Here is a 23,468-nt window from a genome sequence, read left to right as displayed (position 1 = left end):
TCGGAAGACTCCTCTCCTGGCATTTGCTGCGGTTACCGCGGATGGCGCTCCATGCGGGGCAGACCGATCCGTTTCACATCGGCTCCCAGGCTTTGCAGCTTGCTCACCAGATTTTCGTAACCGCGATCAATGTGTTCCAATCCTTCCAACTCCGTCGTGCCCGGCGTGGCCAGCCCGGCAATGACCAGCGCTGCGCCTGCGCGCAGGTCGGAGGCGACCACTTTGGCCCCGTTCAACTGTCTTGTGCCTTCGATGACCGCCGAACGCCCTTCCACTTTCAGGTTGGCCCCCATGCGGCGCAGCTCGTCCACGTGGCGGAAACGGGCGCTGTAAATGTTGTCCGTCACGACGCTGGTGCCTGTGGCCAGCGTCAGCAAGGTCGTGATCGGCTGCTGCAAATCGGTCGGAAAGCCAGGATACGGGCTGGTTTTCACGTCGATGGCGCGGTAAACCTCCCGCCCGTTCACCTGAATGCAGTCGTCCATTTCCAGCACTTCCGCCCCGATCTCCCGCAGCTTGGCCGTGACGGACTCCAGGTGTTTGGGGATGACGTTTTCCAAGGTAACGCTACCCCGCGTCGCGGCTGCCGCGATCATGTAGGTGCCCGCCTCGATCCGGTCCGGGATGATCGTGTGACGGCAGCCCCGCAGGCGTTCCACTCCCTCGATCCGGATGATGTCTGTGCCGGCCCCCTTGATTTTGGCGCCCATGTTGTTCAGCAATGTGGCGACGTCGACGATTTCCGGCTCGCGGGCAGCGTTTTCAATAATCGTCACACCCTCCGCCTTGGACGCAGCCAGCATGATGTTGATCGTCGCTCCGACGCTGACCAGGTCCAGGTAGATGCGCGCGCCTTTTAGGCGGCCGTTTTTGGCGCGAAGGGTCATGACGCCGTTTTGGTTTTCCACCCGGGCTCCCAGCGCTTCAAAGCCCTTGATGTGCAAATCGACCGGGCGCGGACCGAGGTCGCAGCCGCCCGGCAAACCGACATGGGCCTCGCCGAATTTGGCCAGAAGCGCTCCCCACAGGTAGTAGGAAGCCCGCAGCTTCTTGATGCGTCCGTTGGGCATCAGCTTCAGCTGCATCGGACGGCCGTCCACTTCCATCCAGTCGTCCTCGAACAGGACATCCGCTCCCATTTCCTTCAGCAGCTCACAGTAAATCTCCACGTCCTGAATATGCGGCAGATTTTCTATTACGACCGGCCCGTCTGCCAGGAGCGCGGCAGGAATCAGGGCAACGGCGCTGTTTTTGGCTCCACTGATGGAAACCGAACCCTCGAGTCGCTTCCCACCATTGATGATCAGCTTTTCCATGCGTAGCTCTCCTCAGGCGTAATCGGGAAAGAAGCACCTTCCCCAACGGAAAAGGTGCTTAGGCCTTTTACACACTCGTCTGTTTCATGCTTGCCCAGTCCGCGAGAAACTTCTCCAGACCGCTGTCGGTCAGCGGATGAGCAATCAGTTGTTTGAACACTTTATAGGGGATTGTAGCGAAATGAGCGCCGCGGCGTGCCGCTTCCGTCACGTGAACAGGGTGGCGGACAGAGGCGGCGATGATTTCCGTCTCCAGACCGTGAACGGAAAAGATTTCGGCGATGTCTTCGATCAATTGCATGCCGTCGTGGCCGATGTCGTCCAGACGGCCCAGGAACGGGGAAACGTAGGTGGCGCCAGCCCGTGCGGCCAGCAGTGCCTGGTTGGCAGTAAATACCAACGTAACGTTGGTGCGAATTTTCCGCTTGGCGAAGTGCTTGACAGCCTTCAGGCCTTCTGCCGTCATCGGCACCTTGATCACGATGTTCTTGGACAGGGAAGCCAGCTTCTCCCCTTCTTCAATCATGCCCTTGGCGTCCGTGCTGATCACTTCCGCACTGATCGGGCCGTCCACGATGTCGATGATCTCTTTCAACGTCTCGATGAAATCGCGCCCTTCCTTGGCAACGAGGGACGGGTTGGTCGTCACGCCGGACACCACGCCCCACTCGTGAATCTCGCGGATTTCTTCGACGTTAGCGGTATCTATCAAAAAACGCACGATGTGTACCTCCTTGGTTACGCACGGTTGCTGCTTCCGAACAGGCGCATTTTCCCTTTAACGACTTCCTTGATCGCCTCGCGGGCCGGTCCCAGGTATTTGCGCGGGTCAATTTCGTTCGGCTTGGCAGCGAGGATTTTGCGCACCGTTTCGGTGCATGCGACTTGGCTTTCGGTATTCACGTTGATTTTGCCGACGCCCAGGCTGATCGATTTCTTGATCGCTTCATCCGGTACGCCGGAGCCGCCGTGCAGCACGATCGGAGCGCCGATGTTGTTTGCCACTTTTTCGATGATGTCAAAGCGGATTTTCGGCTCCCCTTTGTACATGCCGTGTGCCGTTCCGACAGCAATGGCCAGATAGTCTACTTTGGTTTCTTCCCAGAAGCGGATTGCTTCTTCCGGATTTGCCAGGGTAGCGTCTTCTTCATCCACGGACAGGTCGTCCTCTACCCCGCCGATGGTACCCAGCTCGCCTTCCACGGAAACGCCGACCGCATGGGCAGCCTCGACAACCTTTTTGGTCAGGCGAATGTTCTCTTCATACGGATGGTGAGACCCGTCGAACATCACGGAAGAAAAACCGGCACGGATACATTTCATTACGATGTCAAAGTTGCTGCCGTGGTCCAGGTGCAGGGCAACCGGAACACCTGCGCGCTCTGCCGCCGCTTTGGCCATCGCAACGGTAAACTCAAGCCCCATGTACTTCAGCGCGCCTTCGGATACGCCAAAAATTACCGGGGATTTCTCTTCGATCGCTGCCTCCGTAATCGCTTGCGTAAACTCCAGGTTGTTGAGGTTGAACTGTCCGACAGCGTATTTATGCTTCTTGACGTCTTCAGTAAAAGCGGTCATAGGTACCAGTGGCATTGATATATCCTCCTTAGCAGACTCTGTAACGTGGCCTATTATACCACATGAATTTGCGTGTTAACAGGTACGCTTGTCCGGGGCCCGGGTCCCGGGACCCTGGTGTCGTTAACAAGCCAACTGCTGATGCACAGCCATGCGCAGCTCATCAATGTCAAACGGCTTCGTGAAGTGAGTCAACGCTCCCAGTTGTGTCGCTTCCTTGATCATGTCCAGCTCGCCGTACGCGGTCATCATGATGACCTTGATGTCCTGGTTGATCTTTTTGATGTGTTTTAAAATCTCAATGCCGTCCATGCCGGGGATTTTCATATCGAGGATCACCAGATCAGGCGACTCCTTTTCCACGATCTCCAGGGCCATTTTGCCGTTGGCCGCCTGGAACGTTTTGTAGCCTTCCTTGCCAAGCACCTCGTACAGCAGGATGCGAATGCCGTACTGATCGTCCACAACCAACACTTTTTTCTCCCGTTTATCCTGCATGGTTTTCCTATCCCCCTGCTCAATAGACCGTTTTACTTAAATTACCTTGATTCGCCTAAAATCAGGAAAATCCTGCAACGGCTAGTGGAAAATTTCCCCGGCAGCACCTTTGAAGTATAATGAAGGATAACCATTTTCGACACATGCAAGGTGACTGAACCCGTATGAATACAGTCTGGTTGATTTGCCTGTTTACATTTGTGATCCACGCCACGGAGACGCTTTCGTTCGCCATTCGCCTGGCCGGCGTGCAGACAGCGCGGCTGGCCGTCGCGCTGTCTCTGACTGGCATGGTTCTGCTCGTCTCCCGCACCGCCAACCTGATGCAAAGTCCGTTTACCGGCGGACTGATTGACCGGGCGACCGTCACTCATGCGGATGTGGCCCCCGATCTGCACATGATCATCGGTGCCGCATCGCTGGGCACGCTGGCGGCCATCCTCCTGTTTCCCACCTGCGTCCAGCTCTCAAAGCGGCTGATCGCCCACCTGGAACTGGCCGGCTCCATCCCGCAGATGCTGCGGACATCCGTCACGGTCCACAGCATTCGCCACGTCCGGCATCACATCCGCTTGCCCCGCTGGCGGGCGCTGTCGCGGTTTCGTTTCCGGGGCATCCCCAAACGGCTGCTGCTGCTCAACTGCGTCGTCACCGGCATCTACACGACAAGCATCCTGTCCGTCCTGTACGCGTCGCTGCTCGCCCCTGCTTTCAAGGCGACGGTGCTGATGTCCTCGGGTCTGGTCAACGGCTTTGCCACCATCATCATGACCGTGCTGATCGATCCGCAGGTGGCGCTGCTGACGGACAAGGCCCTGCAGGGACAAGCCCCGACCGAGACGATCCGGGACACGTACCTGTCGCTGATGGTGTCCCGCTTCTTCGGCACGATCCTGGCTCAGTTCCTGCTCGTGCCGGCGGCCCACTGGGTGGCCTGGCTGGCCCCGCTGTTCCATTAGCGATCGCCTGATTGGTGAGACAAGACTGGCATCAGACGAAAATCGTCCGGCGAACGGATCACAGACGGGACGGCGCTGACGCCCTGTTTCCATCCCGGGCCAAAAATCCTGGACAAAAAGACGCACCACCGGAGATCCGAAGGTGCGTCTTTTTTGTTTGGGTACGACCCGCGCCGCTTAGCCCTTGTACGCCAGCGAAGCCTTTACAAATTCGCGGAACAGCGGCTGCGGACGGTTTGGACGGGAGGTAAATTCCGGATGGAACTGCGTAGCCAGGAACCACGGATGGTCCGGAATCTCCACAATCTCCACCAGACGGCCGTCCGGGGAAGTACCTACAAAGCGCATGCCCAACTTAGCCAACTGCTCGCGGTACTCGTTGTTCACTTCGTAGCGGTGACGGTGGCGTTCGTACACCAGTGTGCTCTGGTACGCCTTTTCGGCCAGGCTGCCCGGCTCCACTTTGGTCGGTCCCAGACCAAGCCGCATGGTGCCGCCCATGTCTTCGATCTCTTTTTGTTCCGGCAGAAGGTCGATGACCGGGTATTTCGTATTCGGATTGATTTCCGAGCTGTTAGCGCCCTCCAGACCGGCCACATGGCGGGCAAATTCGATGACGGCGATCTGCATGCCCAGACAGATGCCCAAAAACGGCACCTTGTTTTCGCGGGCGTAACGGGTGGCGGTAATCTTTCCTTCAATGCCGCGGTCGCCGAATCCGCCCGGCACGAGAATGCCGTTTACGTCGCCCAGCAGTTCATGCACGTTTTCCGGCGTCACTTCTTCGGCGCTCACCCACTTGATCTCCACGTTGCTGTCGTTTGCGTAGCCGCCGTGATAGAGCGCCTCCGCGACGGAGAGGTAGGCGTCGTGCAGCTCCACGTACTTGCCGACAATGGCGATGCGGGTGGTGCGAGACAGATTTTTGATCTTGTTGACCAGTGCTTTCCATTCGGTCATGTCTGCTTCCTGACAGGTGAGTCCCAGGTGGCGGCAGACGTAATCGTCCAGACCCTGTGCCTGAAGCTGCAGCGGCACGTCGTACAAGGTCTCGGCGTCCACGCATTCGATCACCGCGTTTTTGTCGATGTCACAGAACAGCGCCAGCTTGTCCTTCATCTCCTGGGACAGCGGGTGTTCGGTACGGGTGACGATGACATTGGGCTGGATACCCAGACTGCGCAGTTCCTTGACGCTGTGCTGTGTCGGCTTGGTTTTCATCTCGCCGGCAGCCTTTATATACGGGATCAGGGTGACGTGAATGTACATGACATTTTCGCGACCGATGTCGCTCTTGATCTGGCGGATCGCCTCCAGGAACGGCAGGCTCTCGATGTCGCCCACGGTGCCGCCGATTTCGGTGATGACCACGTCGGCGCCGGTTTCACGTCCCGCACGGAAGACGCGCTCCTTGATCTCGTTGGTAATGTGCGGAATGACCTGAACGGTGCCGCCCAGATAGTCGCCGCGGCGCTCCTTGGCGATGACGGCGGAGTAGATTTTCCCGGTGGTCACGTTGGAGTTGGCGCTCAGGTTGATGTCGATGAAGCGCTCGTAGTGCCCCAGGTCCAGGTCCGTTTCCGCCCCGTCATCGGTGACGAACACTTCGCCGTGCTGATACGGGCTCATCGTACCCGGGTCGACGTTGATGTACGGGTCAAATTTTTGGATGGTTACCTTTAGGCCCCTGTTTTTCAGCAGTCGGCCCAAAGAAGCGGCAGTAATTCCTTTTCCCAACGAGGATACAACCCCGCCTGTCACAAAAATGTACTTGGTCATGATTTACGTCCCCTCTTTCCCCTGTTGCGTGATGATTGTACAGATAAACAACGATGAAGACGGCTCCAAAAAAAGAAAAAACAAAAGCGGTTCCCACCCCGATCCAGCTCGGGCAGGGGGCACTTTTGTTTTGTAGTTTCCCATATTAAATCCTTCTTCATGTGAAGCCCAAGGAGTATTTTATCTGTCTCTTAGGCGGAAGTCAAGAATCTAAAAATCCTCGTTATCCTCGTCAACTTCCGCATCCTCGCTGTCTGCGTCTTCGTCGTCAAACAGCTCATCGTCTTCCACAATTTCTTCCTCATCGTCAATTTCAGGGTCCAGTTCGTCATCCAACGCCGCATCGTCCAGGAACTCTTCGTCGTCTTCGAAGATAGCGATTTCGTCCTCTTCGTACTCTTCGACGATGTCTTCCTCGATCTCGTAATCGTCGAAGTCGTCGTCGAGGAGCACCTTCTTCTTCTTGCCGCCCTCCTGGGTTTCTTCCACGGCGTCTGTCGGGTACCACCGCTTCAATCCCCAGGTGTTGTCTCCCAGGCAGACAAAACGGCCGTCGATGTTGATTTCCGTATATACTTGGGCAATAATGGCCATCTTTTGCTCTTCTGTCATTCCGCGCAGGGCAGCCAATTCGTCCATCAGCTCGCGGAAATTGTACGGCCGATTGGTTTCGCGCAAAATCTCGTACGCGATGTCAACCAATGCCATTTCGTTCATTTTTTCACGGTCCATATGTGCAAGCAATTGACTCACCCAGGGCACGTCCTTTCATTGGAAAACTTGGCGTTCCGTCAAGGCTCTCGCCGTTCGGCCGAGACCTTGGTCTCTGATCAACGGTAAATAGGCTACCTTACAGTATTCATTATTTTAGACAAAAATGCAAGGAATTCAAACGGTTTTTCTAGCATCCCGAGGCGTCAAACTGTGATGTGGTAGAACAGGACGCAGAGGAGTGCATAACCACCCAGTATGTGGGAAATGTCTAATATTGTAACTCACACGCAGCGGAGGGTGACAATGAAAAACGACAGACAACTGGCCGGCAGCTTTTTTTTGGTGATGGTCCTGGGCGTCCTGATGATTCTCGGCTGGGTCAGCATTTTCGACCTGTATCTCAGTCGGCAGTAGGTTAGGAGGAATGGCGGTGCTGGGAATTGATTTGCCTCGTTACGAAAAGATCTGGCTGTGGTTCGGCGTCATCACCCTCATTATCTTTCTTCTCGTCACCGGGATCATGGCATTCGCGATGAACCTGCACCCGGCCGCCGGTCACGAGCGGACGGTCGCCCCGGAGCAGGTATTGAGCACGGCGCCGTTTGACAAACCGGGTGTCTATCCTGTCGGCGACAAGGAGTATCAGGTCGTCATGGTGGCCCAGGCCTTCAACTTCCTGCCGGCCGCCCCGACCGTTCCCGCGGGATCGACCGTTCATTTTCGCGTGACCAGCCCTGATGTCATACACGGCGTTGCCATACCGGGAACCAACGTAAACATGATGGTTCTGCCGGGACATGTCACGGAATTTACCTATACCTTCAAGAAGCCGGGAGAGTATTTGCTCTTGTGCAACGAATACTGCGGCATCGGCCATCAGGTCATGATGGCCAAAATGGTGGTTCAATAAAACGGGTGGAGTTGTTGAAGATGAGTGACTTGCAAAACACCGGCTTCGGCGGTGCCACAGTCGGCAAAAGCGACTTTCGCTTTCAGCGCGATGACCAACTGCTTATTCAGGCCCACATCGGATTTGCCTATCTGGCCCTGCTGCTTGGAGCGTTGGCGGGAGTACTGCAGACCCTGCAGCGGACGGGCGTCATTAGCTTGCCATCGGCACTCGGTTACTATCAGCTGCTCACCCTGCACGGAGTAAGTCTGGCCCTGGTGTTCACCACCTTTTTCATCATCGGGTTTCTCTTTTCGGGTGTGGCCAAAACAACGGGAGGCGAGCTGACACCACGGGAACGGGCATGGGGATGGACGGGTTTCGTCCTGATGGCGGCGGGTACCGCGCTTGCACTCATTCCCATCCTCACAAATGACGCGTCCGTGCTCTACACCTTTTACGCACCGCTCAAAGCCTCTCCGCTGTTCTACGTCGGCCTGACTGCCGTCGTGGTCGGAAGCTGGTGCAGCAGCGTCACCATCTTTTCCGCCTTCCGCAGATGGAGGCGCGCTCATCCCGGCGAATCGTCCCCGCTGTTTGCCTACATGGCTGTCGCGACGATGATATTATGGGTCATCTGCACCCTCGGTGTCGCGATCGAAATGCTGTTCCTGCTGATTCCCTGGTCAATGGGGTGGACAGAACGGGTGGATGTCAGCCTGAGCCGGACGTTGTTCTGGTATTTCGGTCACGCCCTGGTCTACTTCTGGCTGCTGCCGGCCTACATTTACTGGTACGTCAACATCCCTCGGCTAATAAAAGGGCGCATCTTTAGCAATTCGCTGCCTCGGTTGACGTTTATTCTGTTTATCCTCTACTCCATACCGGTCGGGCTGCACCACCAGTTTAACGAGCCGGGCATTGACTCGGTCTGGAAGTTTGTGCAGACCGTTCTCACCTTTTTCGTGGTCATTCCCTCGTTTTTAACGGCGTTTTCCATTTTGGCCACGTTTGAATTGGCCGGCCGTTCCCAAGGGGGAAAAGGGCTGCTGGGGTGGATCACCAAGCTGCCGTACAAGGACGTTCGCTTTCTCGCGCCGTTTCTTGGCATGGTCCTGTTTGTACCGGCCGGCATCGGCGGGATTATCAATGCCAGCTATCAGTTAAACCAGGTGGTTCACAACACGTTATGGGTAACCGGCCACTTTCACCTTACCCTGGCCACCAGCGTCATCCTTACATTTTTCGGAATATCTTACATGCTGATTCCGGTGCTGCGCGGCCGGACACTGACCCCGGCGATGAATCGTCTGGGGATCGTCCAGGCGTTTACCTGGGTGATCGGGATGGCGCTCATGTCGGGCGGGATGCACGCTGTCGGGCTCCTGGGGGAGCCGCGGCGAATCAGCTACACGACGTACAACGACCATCCTGTTGCCCAGATGTGGTTCCCCTACCGTCAAGCGATGGCGTGGGGCGGGGGCATCCTGTTCACGGGAATTGTGCTGTTTCTGATTATCGCCGCATACCTGTGGTTCTTTGCGCCGAAAACGGAAACGCCCAACGAATACCCCATCGGCGAGGTCACCCCTGATCAGCCCAAACCGCCGTTGTTTCTGGAACGCTGGTCCATCTGGATCGGTGTGGCCGTTGGCTTGATCCTGTTTGCCTACACGATGCCCTTCGTGCAGCTGTTCATCCACCCGGCTCCCGGCGCACTGCCGATGCGAACGTGGTGACAGCTATGTCCCCATTTACATCGGCCGTCTTGCATCCGTTTCGACACACTCCCCGGCAGCGGAACGAAAAAAGGCCCGCCTTGCGGAAGCAGCCTGCTTTCGCACAGCGGGCATTCGTTTTTACATATTGCGTCTACATATTCCGTCGATACTGTCCGCCCACTTCGTACAGCGCGGCGCTGATCTGTCCCAGCGAAGCCACCTTCACCGTCTCCATCAGCTCGGCGAAGATATTGCCGCCGGACATCGCCACTTCCTGCAGCCGCTTGAGTGCAGCCGGCGCCTGCTCGCGATGCCGCTCGTGGAAGGCGCGCAGGTTGCGGATCTGTTGTTCTTTCTCCTCTTCCGTCGCACGCGCCAGCTCGATCTCGTAGTCCTCTTCCGAGGCGTTCGGGTTGATAAAGGTGTTCACCCCGATGATCGGCAGCTCGCCGCTGTGCTTTTTCATCTCGTAGTACATCGATTCGTCCTGGATCTTGCCCCGCTGATACTGCGTCTCCATCGCGCCGAGCACGCCGCCGCGCGCGTTCAACCGCTCAAATTCCTGCAGCACCGCTTCCTCCACCAGATCGGTCAGTTCCTCGATGATAAACGAGCCTTGCAACGGATTCTCGTTTTTCGCCAGGCCCAACTCCTTGTTGATGATCATCTGGATCGCCATGGCGCGGCGGACGGAGTTTTCCGTCGGCGTGGTGATCGCTTCGTCGTAGGCGTTGGTGTGCAGCGAATTGCAGTTGTCGTAGATGGCGATCAGCGCCTGCAGCGTGGTCCGGATGTCGTTGAAGTCCATCTCCTGCGCGTGGAGGGAGCGCCCGGACGTCTGAATGTGATACTTCAACTTTTGGCTGCGCTCGTTGGCGCCGTAGCGGTTTTTCATCACCGTCGCCCAGATGCGGCGCGCCACCCGGCCGATCACCGTGTACTCGGGGTCCAGTCCGTTGGAAAAGAAGAACGACAGATTGGGCGCAAAGTCGTCGATATGCATGCCCCGGCTCAGGTAGTATTCCACGTAGGTAAAGCCGTTGGCCAGCGTAAACGCCAATTGCGTGATCGGGTTGGCCCCCGCCTCGGCGATGTGGTAGCCGGAGATGGAGACGGAGTAGTAGTTGCGCACCTTGTGGTCGATGAAGTACTGCTGGATGTCGCCCATCATCCGCAAGGCGAACTCGGTGGAGAAGATGCAGGTATTTTGTCCCTGGTCTTCCTTCAGGATGTCCGCCTGCACCGTGCCGCGCACTGTAGACAGCGTGTACGCCTTGATCTGCTCGTACTCGTCCGGCGTCGGCTGTCGCCCTTCCCGCTCCACGAATTTTTCCACCTGCTGATCGATCGCCGTGTTCATGAACATGGCCAGTATGATCGGCGCCGGACCGTTGATGGTCATGGATACGGAGGTGGTAGGCGCGCACAGGTCAAACCCGGCGTACAGCTTCTTCATGTCGTCGAGCGTACAGACGCTGACACCGCTGTTGCCGATCTTTCCGTAAATGTCGGGGCGGTAATCAGGGTCTTCGCCGTAGAGCGTTACCGAGTCAAACGCCGTGCTGAGCCGCTTCGCCTCGTCGTTTTGCGACAGGAAGTGAAAGCGCCGGTTGGTCCGCTCCGGTGTGCCTTCCCCGGCAAACTGCCGCTTCGGGTCCTCCCCTTCCCGCTTGAACGGGAAGACGCCCGCTGTGAACGGGAATTGTCCCGGCACGTTTTCTTTGAGCGACCATTTCAAAATTTCGCCCCAGTCTTCAAATTCAGGCAGGCACACTTTCGGGATGCGGGTGCCAGAGAGCGACTCCGTGTACAGCCGGGTGACGATCTCCTTGTCGCGCACCTTGGTGACAAATTGATCCTGCCGGTACTGTTCCTTGAGCTTCGGCCAGTTGTCCAGGATGCGGCGGCACTCGGGATGCAGCTTGCCTTCAAAATGGGCAATCTGCTGATCCAGCACACGGACCACCTGGGCCGCATCAGGTTCGCCCGACGCCAGCAGCGTCTCCTTGGCGCCGTGCAGTTGATACAGCTTGCGGGCAATCGCCGACTGCTCGGTGACGAATCCCCGATACGCCCGCACCGTGTTGGCGATCTCCTGCAGATAGTTGACGCGCTCCGCCGGGATCAGTGCCGTCTTGTGCGTCTTGACCGGCGTCGCGTCAAGATGATCCACCGGCCAGTCGACACCTGTTTTTTCCACGATCTTGCGCATCAGGGCGGCAAACAGCACATTGGTGCCCGGATCGTTGAACTGGCTGGCGATCGTGCCGTACACGGGAATCTGCTCATCCGGCACATCAAACAGGTTGTGGTTGCGCCGGTACTGCTTGCGCACCTCTCTCAGCGCGTCCTCCGACCCTTTTCGTTCGAACTTGTTGATTGCCACCAGATCGGCAAAGTCGAGCATGTCGATCTTTTCCAGCTGGGATGGGGCGCCAAATTCGCTGGTCATCACGTACAGCGCAACGTCGCAAACATCCTTCACCTGGGCATCTCCCTGTCCGATGCCGCTGGTTTCCACGATGATCAGGTCAAAGTTGGCGGCCCGGGCCACCCGGATCGCATCCTTGACGGCGGCCGACAGTTCCGAGCCGGACCGGCGCGTGGCCAAGCTGCGCATGTAGACGCGCGGCGTGTTGTTGGCATTCATGCGGATGCGGTCACCAAGCAGTGCTCCGCCCGTCTTTTGCTTGGACGGGTCGACGGACAGGATCGCGACGGTCTTGTCGGCATAGGTGCGCAAAAAGCGGCGAACCAGCTCATCAGTCAGTGAACTTTTTCCCGCGCCGCCTGTGCCGGTGATCCCCAGCACCGGCACCGTGCGCTCCGGCTCCGGCAGTCCGTCCGTGAGCCGCTCCTTCCACTCCGGCTTTTCCACGCCGTACTCCGCTACGGAAATCAGCCGGCCGATCGCCTGATGCTGCTGCCGACGCAGTTCCTCCACCTCACTCGTCAATTCCGTGACTGTGGGGAAGTCGGTCTCTCGCAGCATGTAGTTGATCATCCCCTGCAGCCCGAGGCGGCGGCCGTCGTCAGGGGAAAAGATCTTGCAGACGCCGTACGCTTCCAGCTCGCGGATTTCCCGTGGAACGATGACCCCGCCTCCGCCGCCAAAGACGCGGATGTGTCCCGCTCCTCTCTCACGCAGCAGGTCCACCATGTATTTAAAAAACTCGACGTGACCGCCTTGGTAGGAACTGACGGCAATCCCCTGCACATCTTCCTGGATGGCAGCGGTAACGATCTCATCGACGGAGCGGTTGTGCCCCAGGTGAATCACTTCCGCCCCTGATGCCTGCAGGATGCGGCGCATGATGTTGATCGACGCGTCGTGCCCGTCGAAGAGACTGGCAGCCGTGACAAAGCGAACCTTGTGTTGCGGACGATACACTTCCGTTTCCATCGTTCCACTCTCCCCGAATATCAAGTTACTCGTTTACTCGGAGACGCTGACCTCCCGCAAAAGCAAAGCCGTCTGCTTCTCGGTGAACTCCTCCAGTGTGTAGTGCCGCTTTAACGCCCAGCGGCGGAATACCCACATTTCACCCAGCACCATGATGTTGTCAGCCATCAGCTTGACGTGCTTCTCGTCAATACCGATGGACCCGTCGGCAATGCCTTTGCGCAGAATCTCCTCGAAAATCTGCGTAATTTCTTCCTCGCGCTGCAGCACGTAGCGCAGCGTCTCTTTCGGCAGCGACTTGGACTCCTGATAGATCAACAGGACGCGGTCGCTCATTTGGTCCATCACGCGGAAAAAGCTCTTCAGCGCCAGCTTCAGGATTTTCAAGCCGGTGCCGTTGAACGTGATCGCCTCGCGCAGGCGGCTTTCCACTTCCGCGTGGATGGCGTCGCACACCAGATAGAGGACGTCTTCCTTGGATTCGATGTATTCGTACAGGGTGCCGATGCTGAATCCGGACGCACGGGCGATCTCCCGCGTGGTCGTCTTGTGAAACCCTTTGTTGATGAACAGATCGACAGCCGCTTCAATAATCTGCTCCCGCCGCTTTTCGATCAGCTTGGGGTCCTTTACCAGGGACGGTATGGTTTTTCGTCTTTCAGACATGATTTCTTACACCTCTCCAACCGACTGAGCGTTTGGTCAGGCAACATTTGGAAAAAGAAAGACCGCAACGCTCTCTTTCTATTATATCCCGTATATTATACGTCGAGAGAGCGCCTAACGCCAATCTTTCTTTATTCCTCCGCTCAGGGAGTCTGTCCCCACCACTCGCGGACAATTCGGTCGGCAGTGGAGTACGGGTCGGCTTCCCGCGCTGCCACTCGCTCCAGTTCGTCCCGGTACCGGCCCGCTTCGATGCTGCCCAGCAGCCGCTGGTAGAGAGAATCGCGAACGATGTCCAGCACTTCCTCCTGCAGGTGGCGGGAGCGGCGTATCTGCCCCTCTCCGCTCTCCTGCAAAAAGCGCTGATGCAGTCCCACCTGCTCCCACAGCTCAGCCATTCCCTGGCCGCGCGTGGAGACCGTCTGGACGATCGGCGGACGCCAAGGCGCGTCATGCTTGGCCAGATCCAGCATCTGTTCCACTTCGATCCGCAGCTTTTCCACGCCCGGCAGATCGGCTTTGTTGATCACGAACAGATCGGCAATCTCCATGATGCCCGCCTTGAACGCTTGGACCGAATCGCCTCCGCCGGGGGTGAGCACCACCACCGTCGTATCAGCGATGGTCATCACGTCCAGCTCCGACTGCCCTACCCCGACCGTCTCGATCAGGATGACGTCACAGCCGTACGCGTCCAGCACCCGCACGGCGTCCCGCGTGTTGCGGGAAAGGCCGCCGAGACTGCCCCGCGTCCCCATGCTGCGGATAAACACACCGCTGTCCAGCGCGTGGTTCTGCATCCGCACGCGGTCGCCCAGAAGCGCGCCGCCGGTAAACGGGCTGGTCGGATCAACCGCCACCACGCCGATTTTCAACCCCAATGTGCGCAGGTAGCTGATCAGACAGTCCACCAGCGAGCTTTTGCCCGCGCCCGGCGTCCCGGTAATGCCGATCAGCTTCGCCCGGCCGGTGTGAGGAAACAGTTCCCGCAGGATCTGCGACCGCTCCGGATAATCGTTTTCGATGCAGGTGATGGCGCGGGCTGCCCCGCGCGCGTCGCCCGCCAGGATGCGCCGTGTGATCTCGTGCATGAAAAGCCCTCTTCTCGCCCTGTACTGTGCTGCATCTTACTCTTTCAGCAGGTAGTTGCTGATGACAACTCGCTGAATCTCGTTGGTTCCTTCGTAAATCTGGGTGATCTTGGCGTCGCGCATGAAGCGTTCCACCGGATACTCGCGGGTGTAGCCGTAGCCGCCGAAGATCTGCACCGCCTCCGTCGTCACTTCCATGGCGATATCGCCGGCAAATACCTTGGACATCGCCGATGCCTTGCCGTAGGGCAGCCCCTGGTCTTCCAGCCATGCCGCCTGGTAGGTGAGCAGTCGAGCCGCCTCGATTTTCGTCGCCATGTCGGCCAGCTTGAATTGAATCGCCTGCAGCGACGCGATCGGTTTGCCGAACTGGTGCCGTTCCTTGGCGTACGCCAGCGCGTGATCAAACGCCCCCTGCGCGATGCCCAGCGCCTGGGCGGCGATGCCGTTGCGCCCGCCATCCAGCGTCATCATCGCGATCTTGAAGCCCTGTCCTTCTTCACCGAGCACGTTTTCCACGGGAACGCGGACGTCCTCAAAGTTGACGGCGAGCGTCGGCGACGAGCGAATCCCCAGTTTCTTTTCCTTTTTGCCCATCGTAAAGCCGGGCATGCCTTTTTCCACGATAAAGGCGGTGATTCCCTTGTGCTTCAGCTCCGGATTGGTCAAGGCAAAGACGATGTAAATCTCCGCCTCGCCCGCGTTGGTGATAAAAATCTTGGAGCCGTTTAGCACGTAGTGATCGCCGTCGCGCACGGCAGTGGTGCGCATCCCGGCAGCGTCGGACCCGGAGCCGGGCTCGGTCAGGCAGTAAGCGCCCAGCTTTTTGCCTTCCGCCAGCGGCCGCAGGTACTTCTGCTTCTGTTCTTCCGTGCCGAACTTGTAAATCGGCCAGCTCGCCAGCGAAACGTGGGCGGACAGCGTGACACCGATGGACGCGTCCACGCGGGACAGCTCCTCCACGGCGAGCACGTAGCTGAGGTAGTCGGCTCCCGCGCCGCCGTACTTCTCCGGCCAGGGAATGCCGGTCAGCCCCAGCTCCGCCATCTGTTCAAAAATGGACCGGTCAAAGCGCTCTTCCTCATCGCGCTCCGCCGCTGTCGGCGCCACCTGGTTCTCCGCGAAGTCGCGAATCATTTTGCGGAGCATTTCCTGCTCTTCCGTCAGATGAAAATTCATGTTCCCCACTCCCCTGCGTCATGGTTATTCGTGCGTCCCGTTTCTCAAGTGGACAGCAGATGTTTGGCGATCACAATGTGCTGAATCTGGGTGGTGCCCTCGTAGATTTGCGTCACCTTGGCGTCGCGGAACAGCCGCTCCACCGGGTACTCCCGGGTGTACCCGTATCCGCCGAAGATCTGCACCGCCTCAGTGGCGTTTATCATCGCCGCGTCGGAGGCAAACTTTTTGGCCATGGACGCTTCCATGCCGCACGCAAGCCCGCGGCTGCGCAGGAAGGCGGCCCGGTAGACCAGCAGCCGCGCCGCTTCCGCCCGCGTCGCCATGTCGGCCAGATTGAAGGCGACCGCCTGCTGCTTGATAATCGGCTGGCCGAATTGCTTCCGTTCCTTGGCGTAATCGGTCGCGTACTGAACGGCTGCTTCCGCGATGCCCAGCGCCTGCGCGGCGATGCCGATCCGGCCATAGTCGAGGTTGGCCATGGCAATCTTGAATCCAATGCCTTCCTGCCCGAGCAGGTTTTCGGCCGGCACCCGCGCGTTGTCGAAAATCAGTTCCGTCGTATTGGAACCAAACAGCCCCATCTTCTTTTCCTTTTTGCCGACGATAAAGCCTGGCGTATCCTTTTCCACGATAAACGCGGAGATGCCCCTTCGCCCCTGGGACGGGTCGGTCACGGCAAATGTGATGTATACGTCCGCCTCGCCGCCGTTGGTGATGAACACCTTGTTGCCGTTGAGGATGTATTCATCCCCTTTGCGGACGGCCGTCGTGCGGATATTGCCCGCATCCGATCCCGCCTGCGGCTCGGTCAGCGCAAACGCACCGAGGTATTCGCCGCTGGCCAGCTTGGGCAGGTACTTTCGCTTTTGCTCGTCGCTTCCGAAATACAGGATCGGATTGGTGCCGACAGAGGTGTGCACGGAGAGAATCACGCCCACGGTGGCGCTTACTTTGGAAATCTCGTGAATGGCCAGAATGTACGAGATGAAGTCAGCGCCAGCTCCGCCCCATTCTTCCGGTACCGGAATGCCCATCAAGCCGGTTTCCCCCATTTTTTTCACGATGTGGCGGGGAAACTGTTCCGTCTCTTCCATGACGGGAACGAACGGAGCGATCTCCTTTTGGGCAAAATCTTGCACCATCCGGCGCATCATCTCATGCTCTTCGCTAAATCGGAAATCCATCGCGTCCTCCCTCTTTGCCGCGTACAGATTCTAGTTGTAGACGTAGAAGCCTCGTCCCGATTTACGGCCGAGCCAGCCAGCCTTGACGTACTTGCGCAGCAGCGGGCACGGCCTGTATTTGGAGTCGCCGAAACCTTCGTACAGCACTTCCATGATGTACAGGCAGGTATCCAGCCCGATGAAGTCGGCCAGCGTCAACGGCCCCATCGGATGGTTCATGCCCAGCTTCATCACCTCATCAATTGCTTCCGGCTCGGCCACGCCTTCGTACACGCAGTAGATCGCCTCGTTGATCATCGGCATCAGCACGCGGTTGGAGACGAATCCGGGAAAGTCGTTGACGCTGACCGGTACTTTGCCCATCTGTTTGGCCAGGTCCTCCGTCAACTGATACACCTCGTCCGCCGTCTGCAGGCCGCGGATGATCTCGACCAGCTTCATCACCGGCACCGGGTTCATGAAATGCATGCCGATTACTTTTTCCGGCCGTTTGGTCACGGCAGCGATTTCCGTAATCGGCAGCGAGGAGGTGTTGCTGGCCAGCACCGTGTGCGCCGGGCAGATCTCGTCCAGCTGGCGGAAAATCTCCGCTTTCACGCCCATGTTTTCCGTAACCGCTTCCACCACAAAGTCTGCGTCACGGCCATCCGTCAGATCGACGGAGAGGGTCAGGCGGGCCAGCACCGCCTCTTTGTCTTCCGCACTCATTTTGCCTTTTTCCACGCTGCGGGCCAGATTTTTCTCAATCGTCTGCCGGCCGCGGTCCACAAATTCCTGCCGGATGTCGTGGAGAATCACCCGAAAACCGGCCTGCGCCGCCACCTGGGCGATGCCGCTGCCCATCTGTCCCGCACCTACGACCATGATCGTTTGAATGTTCATAAACACGTCCCCTTCCTCGCAACAATGCCTTTTATTCACCCGTCCAAACGCAACCGGTCCCCGCAGAGACTAGAACACCTTGATCAGAACCGCGTCTCCCTGGGCCGCTCCGCTGCAAATGGCGGCAACGCCCAACCCGCCCCCGCGGCGCCGCAGTTCGTACACGAGGTGCATGATAATTCGCGCCCCGCTCGCCCCGATCGGATGGCCGAGCGCGATCGCCCCGCCGTTGACGTTTACCTTTTCTTCGTCCCAACCGACGATCTTGCCGCTGGTCAGGATAACGGCGGCAAATGCCTCGTTCACTTCAAACAGATCGATCTCGTCCAGCCGCGTGCCGGTCTTTTCCAGCAGCTTTTGGATCGCCAGTCCCGGCGTGGTGGCGATGTACGGCGCCTCCGCGCCCACCTGCGCGTGACCCAGAATGACTGCCAGCGGGCGAATCCCCAATTCGGCCGCCTTGTCCTCCGCCATCAGCACCATCGCTGCCGCGCCGTCGTTGATGCCAGGCGCGTTGCCGGCGGTAATCGTGCCGTCCTTTTTGTACACCGGCGGCAGTTTGGCCAGCACCTCCAGCGTGGTGTCGGGACGCGGCGCCTCGTCTTTGGTGACGAGGATTGGATCGCCCTTTTTCTGCGGTACCGGCACGGGCACGATTTCCTCGTCGAACAGACCGGCCGCCATCGCCCTGGCCGCTCGCTGCTGGCTGCGCAGCGCCCAACGGTCCTGCTCCTCGCGGGTGATGCCGTACTCCTCCGCCACGTTGCTACCGTGGACGGCCATCGGCACTTGATCAAACGGGCAGGTCAGCCCGTCGTACATCATCAGGTCGCGCACAACCGCATCGCCCATGCGCAGGCCGTACCGCGCGTTGGGCAGTGCATACGGCGCACTGCTCATGCTCTCCATGCCGCCAGCCACGATGATCTGCCCGTCTCCGGCGCGGATGATCTGGTCGGCCATGGTGACCGCCCTCATCCCGGAAGCGCACACCTTGTTGATGGTCTGGCTGGCCACGTTCCACGGCAGTCCCGCCTTGCGGGCCGCCTGACGGGAGGGCACCTGCCCCGCTCCCGCCTGTACGACCATGCCCATGATCACTTCGTCCACCTGCTCGCCGGACACGCCGGCCCGCTTGAGTGCTTCCTTGATCGCAATGGCCCCCAGATCAACTGCGGAAACGTCTTTCAGCGCGCCGCCGAACTTGCCAAACGGGGTGCGTGCCGCCCCCGCAATTACTGTTTTCATCTCGGCTCCTCCTCGCTGCATGGCATTCATTACAAAATGATCGAGCGATCGCTCATTTTTGCTTACTTTCATTTTGCCGTCTCCCGTCTGAATAGTCAATGTAATACGAAAAAAAGGACGCCTGACTTTTCTTGTCAGTCCGGCAGCCATTCGTTGCCGGACGGGCATCCCGCTTGCCTTTCTGACGCTGTATGGGAGCGCAAAATCCAAGGGGCTGTTGGTTCCGTATAGTCCCGCTGTCAATCAGAAATGAGTTTTTGACGTAGCTGCTGTAAATACTTTGTTTTGCAAACATTTACTCGTTTCTGTGAAATATTAAGTTGCTTCGCCACTTCTCTTTCAGGTATGCCTTCAATCACCACCTTTTGAAGGATAAAACGTCCTCTATCAGGAAGGCTACTGAGCAACTCCTTAACAAATAGATCTGATACTACCAATCCCTTGTGTTCTTTTGTCCATACATCCTCAAGCACGCTTTCATGGCGATATACTTTATTTGCTTGATACTGTAATCTCCATGCGATCCGTTTTAACATTTGGCGATAGTAATCAAACATTGACTGATTTTCCATCGAATCCCCCCTGTTCTCTAGGTAAATTTCCTGTTAGTAAAACATCCGGTTTTTTCGAATGTTTTCGCTTGATAGATGCACGGTTTTCCAAAATATGAAACTTATTGGAATTTCACTCGTCCAATATAGTATCTAAACAAAGGGCGATGGAAAGGTGTGCGGCATACATGAAAAAATGTATTCTTTTCCTCATATTGCTCGGAATCGCAAGCGGGTGCAGTGCCGTTTCTTCCCAGGGAGAACATAATCATGAGCAGGTATCGGCGCCACATTCAGTGGATTCACAGGCTGAAGAAGTGGAAAAGCTTGTGGTGCAAAGAGGGCATGATCGTTTTGTTTTCGAGAATCCTTCGCGCTGCATGGGGATTCTTGTGAATGCCAAAGATTTGTACAGGTTTGCTTATCGAAGAGACGGCGAGGAATTGGGGGACGAGCAAAAACTGCCATTCCTGCAAGAAAAACTGGAAGAAGGAACAAGTCAATATGACAAAGTGTACATAAGAATTGTCCAAAAGCCCTTCATTCCGGAAAGCGGGGTAAATGAATTCCCTCGAAAGGATATCGTGATTTATCTTGATCCGCAGAATCCAAATGACGCCTTTGTCGGTGTGCAGAACCCGCATAATCTGGATGAATGGAAGATCTATCAGGTTAAAGATTATGGCGGCTGGGTGAAAAAAGAAATCGATCTACATTTAGCTCTGCACACGGGACTATAACAAAGAAGCACCATATACATGGTGCTTCTTTCCAAACTACAGATTGCTTCGTCTGCGGAGTGTTTCCAGATACCCCATTACTTCATCATAGTATTGATCATGGTCGGAGCCGCCATACCCGGCATCCGCGATGTATCGTATGCATTTTTCTGAACTGGGGTTGTTTGTGCTTTTCAAATAATTGATTAACGCAGAGTATCGGCTATTTTCTTTAAAGAACCGCGCAAAGGAGTTAGCATGGGTACTGCGACCGATATAAGCAGCCCATCCGCCTTCTCCTTTGCCATAGTTTCCTGGTGGATTGGAACTACTTACATATTTCATGTTTGACCAATTTTGATTGTTTCGTTGTGTTTTACTTGCACCCCATCCTGATTCTCCTCCCCACATAGCGAGGATTACCTCAACAGGCAAGCCATAACATTCATCGCTAGCATCTTCGGCAACTCGTTTGAACGCATCAACGAAAGCTTGTACTTTATCATTGGGATCGGTATTTGGATTCAAGTCTACATAAGTATCTCGAACACCATCAACTTTAACAGGTTCTGTTGGAATTGGTATCAACGCCATCATATTCTCTCCTTTAGCTAGTAGATAAACGACTTTAGACCGGTCATTGTCGTTTTCACTTACTAGGTAAAAAAGAGAAACGATTGATACCCCCTATTATGCGTTTTATGCAAAAAAATCCCCACCCTTTGGCAGGGCAGGGATTAGCACACCAAAAACACTCTTCAAAATCACAAGGCATCGGCGAGAATCTCGGCAATGTCTCGGGTTTTGACCTGATCCTCCATTTCTTTCATCTTGATGCCGTCGTTCATCATTGTCAAACAGTACGGACACGCGCTGGCGATGGCCGTCGGATTTACTTCCAGCGCCTGCTCGGTGCGCGCCACGTTGATGCGGGTGCCTTCGTGCTCCTCCATCCACATCAGGCCGCCGCCGGCACCGCAGCACATGCTGTCGCAGCCGCTCCGCTTCATTTCCACAATCTCCACGCCTGGAATCGCCGAGAGGATCTCACGCGGCTTGTCGTAAATCTCGTTGTAGCGGCCCAGGTAACAGGAGTCGTGGTAGGTGATGCGCTCCTTTACTTCCTTGGTCGGCTTCAGACGCCCTTCCTTGACCCACTGGGCGAGCAGCTCGGAGTGGTGATACACCTCCGCCTCCAGGCCGAACTCGGGGTACTCGTTTTTAAAGGTGTTGTAGGCGTGCGGGTCGCAGGTGACGATCTTCTTCACGCCGTAAGCCTGGAACAGCGCGATGTTCTCCTGGGCGAGCTGCTGGAACAGAAACTCGTTGCCGATGCGGCGAGCGGTGTCACCGGAGTTTTTCTCCTCGTTGCCGAGAATGGCAAAGCTTACCCCGGCTTCGTGCATCAGCTTGACAAACGCCTGCGTAATCTTCTGGCTGCGGTTGTCAAACGAGCCCATCGAGCCGACCCAGAACAGATACTCGAATTCCTCCACCTGCTGCACGGTCGGCACGTCGTACTGGCCGTTCAGCCCTTCGATCCACTTCAGTCGGTCCTTGCGGTTGATGCCCCACGGGTTGCCCTGCCGCTCGATGTTGTTCAGCGCCCGCTGCGCCTCTTGCGGCATGCTGCCCTCAGTCATCACCAGGTAGCGGCGCATGTCGATGATTTTTTCCACGTGCTCGTTCATCACCGGGCACTGATCCTCACAGTTGCGGCAGGTGGTGCAGGCCCACAGCTCCTGCTCGGTAATCACGTCGCCGATCAGGTTTTTCTCGTAGGCGACTGCGGTCGCTCCCTCGGACGCCGCCGCCACTTCCGACGCCTGCAGCGCCAGTTGGTTGGCGGTCGAGCCGGTAAAGGCGAAGCTCGGCATCCACGGCGTCCGGGACGTGATTGCCGCTCCTTTTTCCGTCAAATGATCCCGCATCTTGGTGATCAATTCCATCGGGGAGAGCATCTTGCCGGTGCCGGAGGCGGGACACATGCTGGTGCAGCGACCGCACTCCACACAGGCGTACAGGTCGATCAGCTGCGTCTGGGTGAAGTCCTCAATCCGGCCGACCCCAAACACTTCCTGCGTCTCGTCTTCAAAGTCGATTTTGGACAGTTTGCCGGGCGGGTCCAGTTTTTTGAACCAGACGTTGATCGGCGCAAAAATCAGGTGAGCGTGCTTGGACTGCGGCACGTACACGGCGAAGGCCAAAAGGATCAGCAGGTGCAGCCACCAGAACACGTAGAACAGCGCGGCCGCCGCGGTATTGGGGATGCCGGCGAACGCCATCGCGATCAGCGAGGAAAACGGCGCGTAGCCGGACGGTTCGTGCCCCAACCAGAGCTGCTCAAACGCGAGTGAGAACAAAACTGTTGCCATCAGCGTGGAAATGAACAGCAGCACCAGTCCCGATTTGAATCCGCGCTTCAGCCGCTTCAGCTTTTCGATATACCGGCGGTAGAACGCGTAGCTGACTGCCGCGAGAATCAGAAAGACAGTGATCTCCTGCATCAGGCTGAAGTACTTGTGAGCGCTGCCAAATGGCAGTTCAAAGCCCTTCACCAGACCTTTCACGATCAGTTCAATGGCGCCAAACTGCAGGATAATGAAGCCGTAAAACATGACGACGTGCATGATGCCGCTCTTTTTGTCCTTCAACAGCTTTTTGTGAAAGACGACGTTTTCCAGCAGCAAATTCAGGCGCGTGCCGAAGTCGTCCTTGACGTCCGGCTTTTTGCCCAGTTTGATAAACAGATACCGGCTGTACAGGACGTGGCAGACCAGGTACAGACCGTAAGCGAGCACCAGGAAAAACGCGATCAGATTGAGCAAGGCCAGCAAGGTCTTCTCCCCCTTTTCATGTTCGTCCGTTTTTTTCTATCTTATCAGAATCGCAAGAAAAAATGAATGACTATTCACTCATTATGTTGATTCCTACACAAACGCTTGTCAAACCGCGGCAGCCTGTCCAGACTGAGCGTTCGTTCAGAATCGTCTGCCCTGATATTAACACAGATTGCTCCCATTCGTCACCTGCAAATCTCCTCCACGCAAACAGCCGCCAGAGAATGCCAGCAACCCTGGCTTCCCTG

Annotated in this window: 20 protein-coding genes; 4 read left to right on the top strand and 16 right to left on the bottom strand. The window is 57.0% G+C overall.

Annotated elements, in window-relative coordinates; translation table 11 throughout:
• Positions 1 to 32: 32 nt before the first annotated feature.
• The 4 genes from ETC00_RS00950 to ETC00_RS00935 all read right to left on the bottom strand — a co-directional run bounded on the left by ETC00_RS00950 (position 33) and on the right by ETC00_RS00935 (position 3,392).
• On the bottom strand, positions 33 to 1,316 hold the full coding sequence (locus ETC00_RS00950; protein ID WP_171564058.1) for a UDP-N-acetylglucosamine 1-carboxyvinyltransferase: 1,284 nt from the start codon (positions 1,314 to 1,316) through the stop codon (positions 33 to 35).
• A gap of 67 nt (positions 1,317 to 1,383) precedes the next feature.
• Positions 1,384 to 2,037 carry a fructose-6-phosphate aldolase gene (gene fsa, locus ETC00_RS00945; protein WP_171564057.1) on the bottom strand — a complete coding sequence of 218 codons (654 nt, stop codon included), beginning with the start codon at positions 2,035 to 2,037 and terminating at the stop codon, positions 1,384 to 1,386.
• Positions 2,038 to 2,054: 17 nt separating this feature from the next.
• Positions 2,055 to 2,909, bottom strand: coding sequence for a class II fructose-1,6-bisphosphate aldolase (fba, locus tag ETC00_RS00940; RefSeq protein WP_171564056.1), 855 nt, complete (start codon positions 2,907 to 2,909; stop codon positions 2,055 to 2,057).
• A 108-nt stretch (positions 2,910 to 3,017) separates the two neighbouring features.
• Positions 3,018 to 3,392: a response regulator gene (locus tag ETC00_RS00935; RefSeq protein ID WP_029100404.1), complete on the bottom strand. Its 375-nt coding sequence runs from the start codon at positions 3,390 to 3,392 to the stop codon at positions 3,018 to 3,020.
• 164 nt (positions 3,393 to 3,556) lie between these two features.
• Between ETC00_RS00935 and ETC00_RS00930 the strand changes: the two genes are divergently transcribed.
• A complete protein-coding gene (locus ETC00_RS00930; RefSeq protein WP_171564055.1) occupies positions 3,557 to 4,351 on the top strand; it encodes a lipid II flippase Amj family protein in 795 nt (264 codons plus the stop codon).
• Positions 4,352 to 4,528: 177 nt separating this feature from the next.
• On the opposite strand, the gene ETC00_RS00925 is transcribed toward ETC00_RS00930, so the two are convergent.
• Together ETC00_RS00925 and rpoE are read right to left on the bottom strand one after the other, a co-directional pair.
• The gene (locus ETC00_RS00925) at positions 4,529 to 6,130 is read right to left on the bottom strand and encodes a CTP synthase (RefSeq protein WP_171564053.1); all 1,602 of its coding nucleotides are present in this window, start codon (positions 6,128 to 6,130) and stop codon (positions 4,529 to 4,531) included.
• Positions 6,131 to 6,340: 210 nt separating this feature from the next.
• A complete protein-coding gene (rpoE, locus tag ETC00_RS00920) occupies positions 6,341 to 6,883 on the bottom strand; it encodes a DNA-directed RNA polymerase subunit delta (protein ID WP_171564052.1) in 543 nt (180 codons plus the stop codon).
• Between the two features lie 400 nt (positions 6,884 to 7,283).
• Here rpoE and ETC00_RS00915 point away from each other — a divergent pair, with 400 nt between their 5' ends.
• Positions 7,284 to 7,754: a cytochrome c oxidase subunit II gene (locus tag ETC00_RS00915; protein WP_171564201.1), complete on the top strand. Its 471-nt coding sequence runs from the start codon at positions 7,284 to 7,286 to the stop codon at positions 7,752 to 7,754.
• A 20-nt stretch (positions 7,755 to 7,774) separates the two neighbouring features.
• Positions 7,775 to 9,472, top strand: a complete 1,698-nt coding sequence (locus ETC00_RS00910; protein ID WP_171564051.1) for a b(o/a)3-type cytochrome-c oxidase subunit 1 — start codon at positions 7,775 to 7,777, stop codon at positions 9,470 to 9,472.
• A gap of 133 nt (positions 9,473 to 9,605) precedes the next feature.
• On the opposite strand, the gene icmF is transcribed toward ETC00_RS00910, so the two are convergent.
• The 8 genes from icmF to ETC00_RS00870 all read right to left on the bottom strand — a co-directional run bounded on the left by icmF (position 9,606) and on the right by ETC00_RS00870 (position 19,682).
• On the bottom strand, positions 9,606 to 12,857 hold the full coding sequence (gene icmF / locus ETC00_RS00905) for a fused isobutyryl-CoA mutase/GTPase IcmF (protein ID WP_171564050.1): 3,252 nt from the start codon (positions 12,855 to 12,857) through the stop codon (positions 9,606 to 9,608).
• Between the two features lie 33 nt (positions 12,858 to 12,890).
• Positions 12,891 to 13,523, bottom strand: a complete 633-nt coding sequence (locus ETC00_RS00900; protein ID WP_171564049.1) for a TetR/AcrR family transcriptional regulator — start codon at positions 13,521 to 13,523, stop codon at positions 12,891 to 12,893.
• A 143-nt stretch (positions 13,524 to 13,666) separates the two neighbouring features.
• Complete coding sequence (gene meaB / locus ETC00_RS00895) at positions 13,667 to 14,614, bottom strand: methylmalonyl Co-A mutase-associated GTPase MeaB (protein WP_171564048.1); 948 nt, start codon at positions 14,612 to 14,614, stop codon at positions 13,667 to 13,669.
• A 36-nt stretch (positions 14,615 to 14,650) separates the two neighbouring features.
• Positions 14,651 to 15,793: an acyl-CoA dehydrogenase gene (locus tag ETC00_RS00890; RefSeq protein WP_171564046.1), complete on the bottom strand. Its 1,143-nt coding sequence runs from the start codon at positions 15,791 to 15,793 to the stop codon at positions 14,651 to 14,653.
• A gap of 44 nt (positions 15,794 to 15,837) precedes the next feature.
• Positions 15,838 to 16,980, bottom strand: coding sequence for an acyl-CoA dehydrogenase (locus tag ETC00_RS00885; RefSeq protein ID WP_171564045.1), 1,143 nt, complete (start codon positions 16,978 to 16,980; stop codon positions 15,838 to 15,840).
• Positions 16,981 to 17,010: 30 nt separating this feature from the next.
• The gene (locus ETC00_RS00880; protein ID WP_171564044.1) at positions 17,011 to 17,862 is read right to left on the bottom strand and encodes a 3-hydroxybutyryl-CoA dehydrogenase; all 852 of its coding nucleotides are present in this window, start codon (positions 17,860 to 17,862) and stop codon (positions 17,011 to 17,013) included.
• Positions 17,863 to 17,931: 69 nt separating this feature from the next.
• A complete protein-coding gene (locus tag ETC00_RS00875) occupies positions 17,932 to 19,110 on the bottom strand; it encodes an acetyl-CoA C-acetyltransferase (protein ID WP_171564043.1) in 1,179 nt (392 codons plus the stop codon).
• A gap of 239 nt (positions 19,111 to 19,349) precedes the next feature.
• A complete protein-coding gene (locus tag ETC00_RS00870) occupies positions 19,350 to 19,682 on the bottom strand; it encodes a sigma factor-like helix-turn-helix DNA-binding protein (RefSeq protein WP_171564042.1) in 333 nt (110 codons plus the stop codon).
• A 167-nt stretch (positions 19,683 to 19,849) separates the two neighbouring features.
• On the opposite strand from ETC00_RS00870, the gene ETC00_RS00865 reads away from it, so the two are divergent.
• Positions 19,850 to 20,401, top strand: coding sequence for a hypothetical protein (locus ETC00_RS00865; RefSeq protein WP_171564041.1), 552 nt, complete (start codon positions 19,850 to 19,852; stop codon positions 20,399 to 20,401).
• A gap of 36 nt (positions 20,402 to 20,437) precedes the next feature.
• Here ETC00_RS00865 and ETC00_RS00860 read toward each other — a convergent pair whose 3' ends face one another.
• Both ETC00_RS00860 and ETC00_RS00855 read right to left on the bottom strand, forming a co-directional pair.
• Positions 20,438 to 20,974 (bottom strand): glucosaminidase domain-containing protein, encoded by a 537-nt coding sequence (locus tag ETC00_RS00860; protein WP_171564040.1) that lies wholly within the window; start codon positions 20,972 to 20,974, stop codon positions 20,438 to 20,440.
• 170 nt (positions 20,975 to 21,144) lie between these two features.
• Positions 21,145 to 23,217, bottom strand: a complete 2,073-nt coding sequence (locus tag ETC00_RS00855; protein WP_171564039.1) for a (Fe-S)-binding protein — start codon at positions 23,215 to 23,217, stop codon at positions 21,145 to 21,147.
• Between the last annotated feature and the right edge of the window lie 251 nt (positions 23,218 to 23,468).

This window comes from Brevibacillus sp. MCWH (genome assembly GCF_013096935.1).
GTDB classification, from domain to species: domain Bacteria; phylum Bacillota; class Bacilli; order Brevibacillales; family Brevibacillaceae; genus Brevibacillus; species Brevibacillus aydinogluensis.
This window is presented reverse-complemented; position numbering and strand designations above follow the sequence as displayed.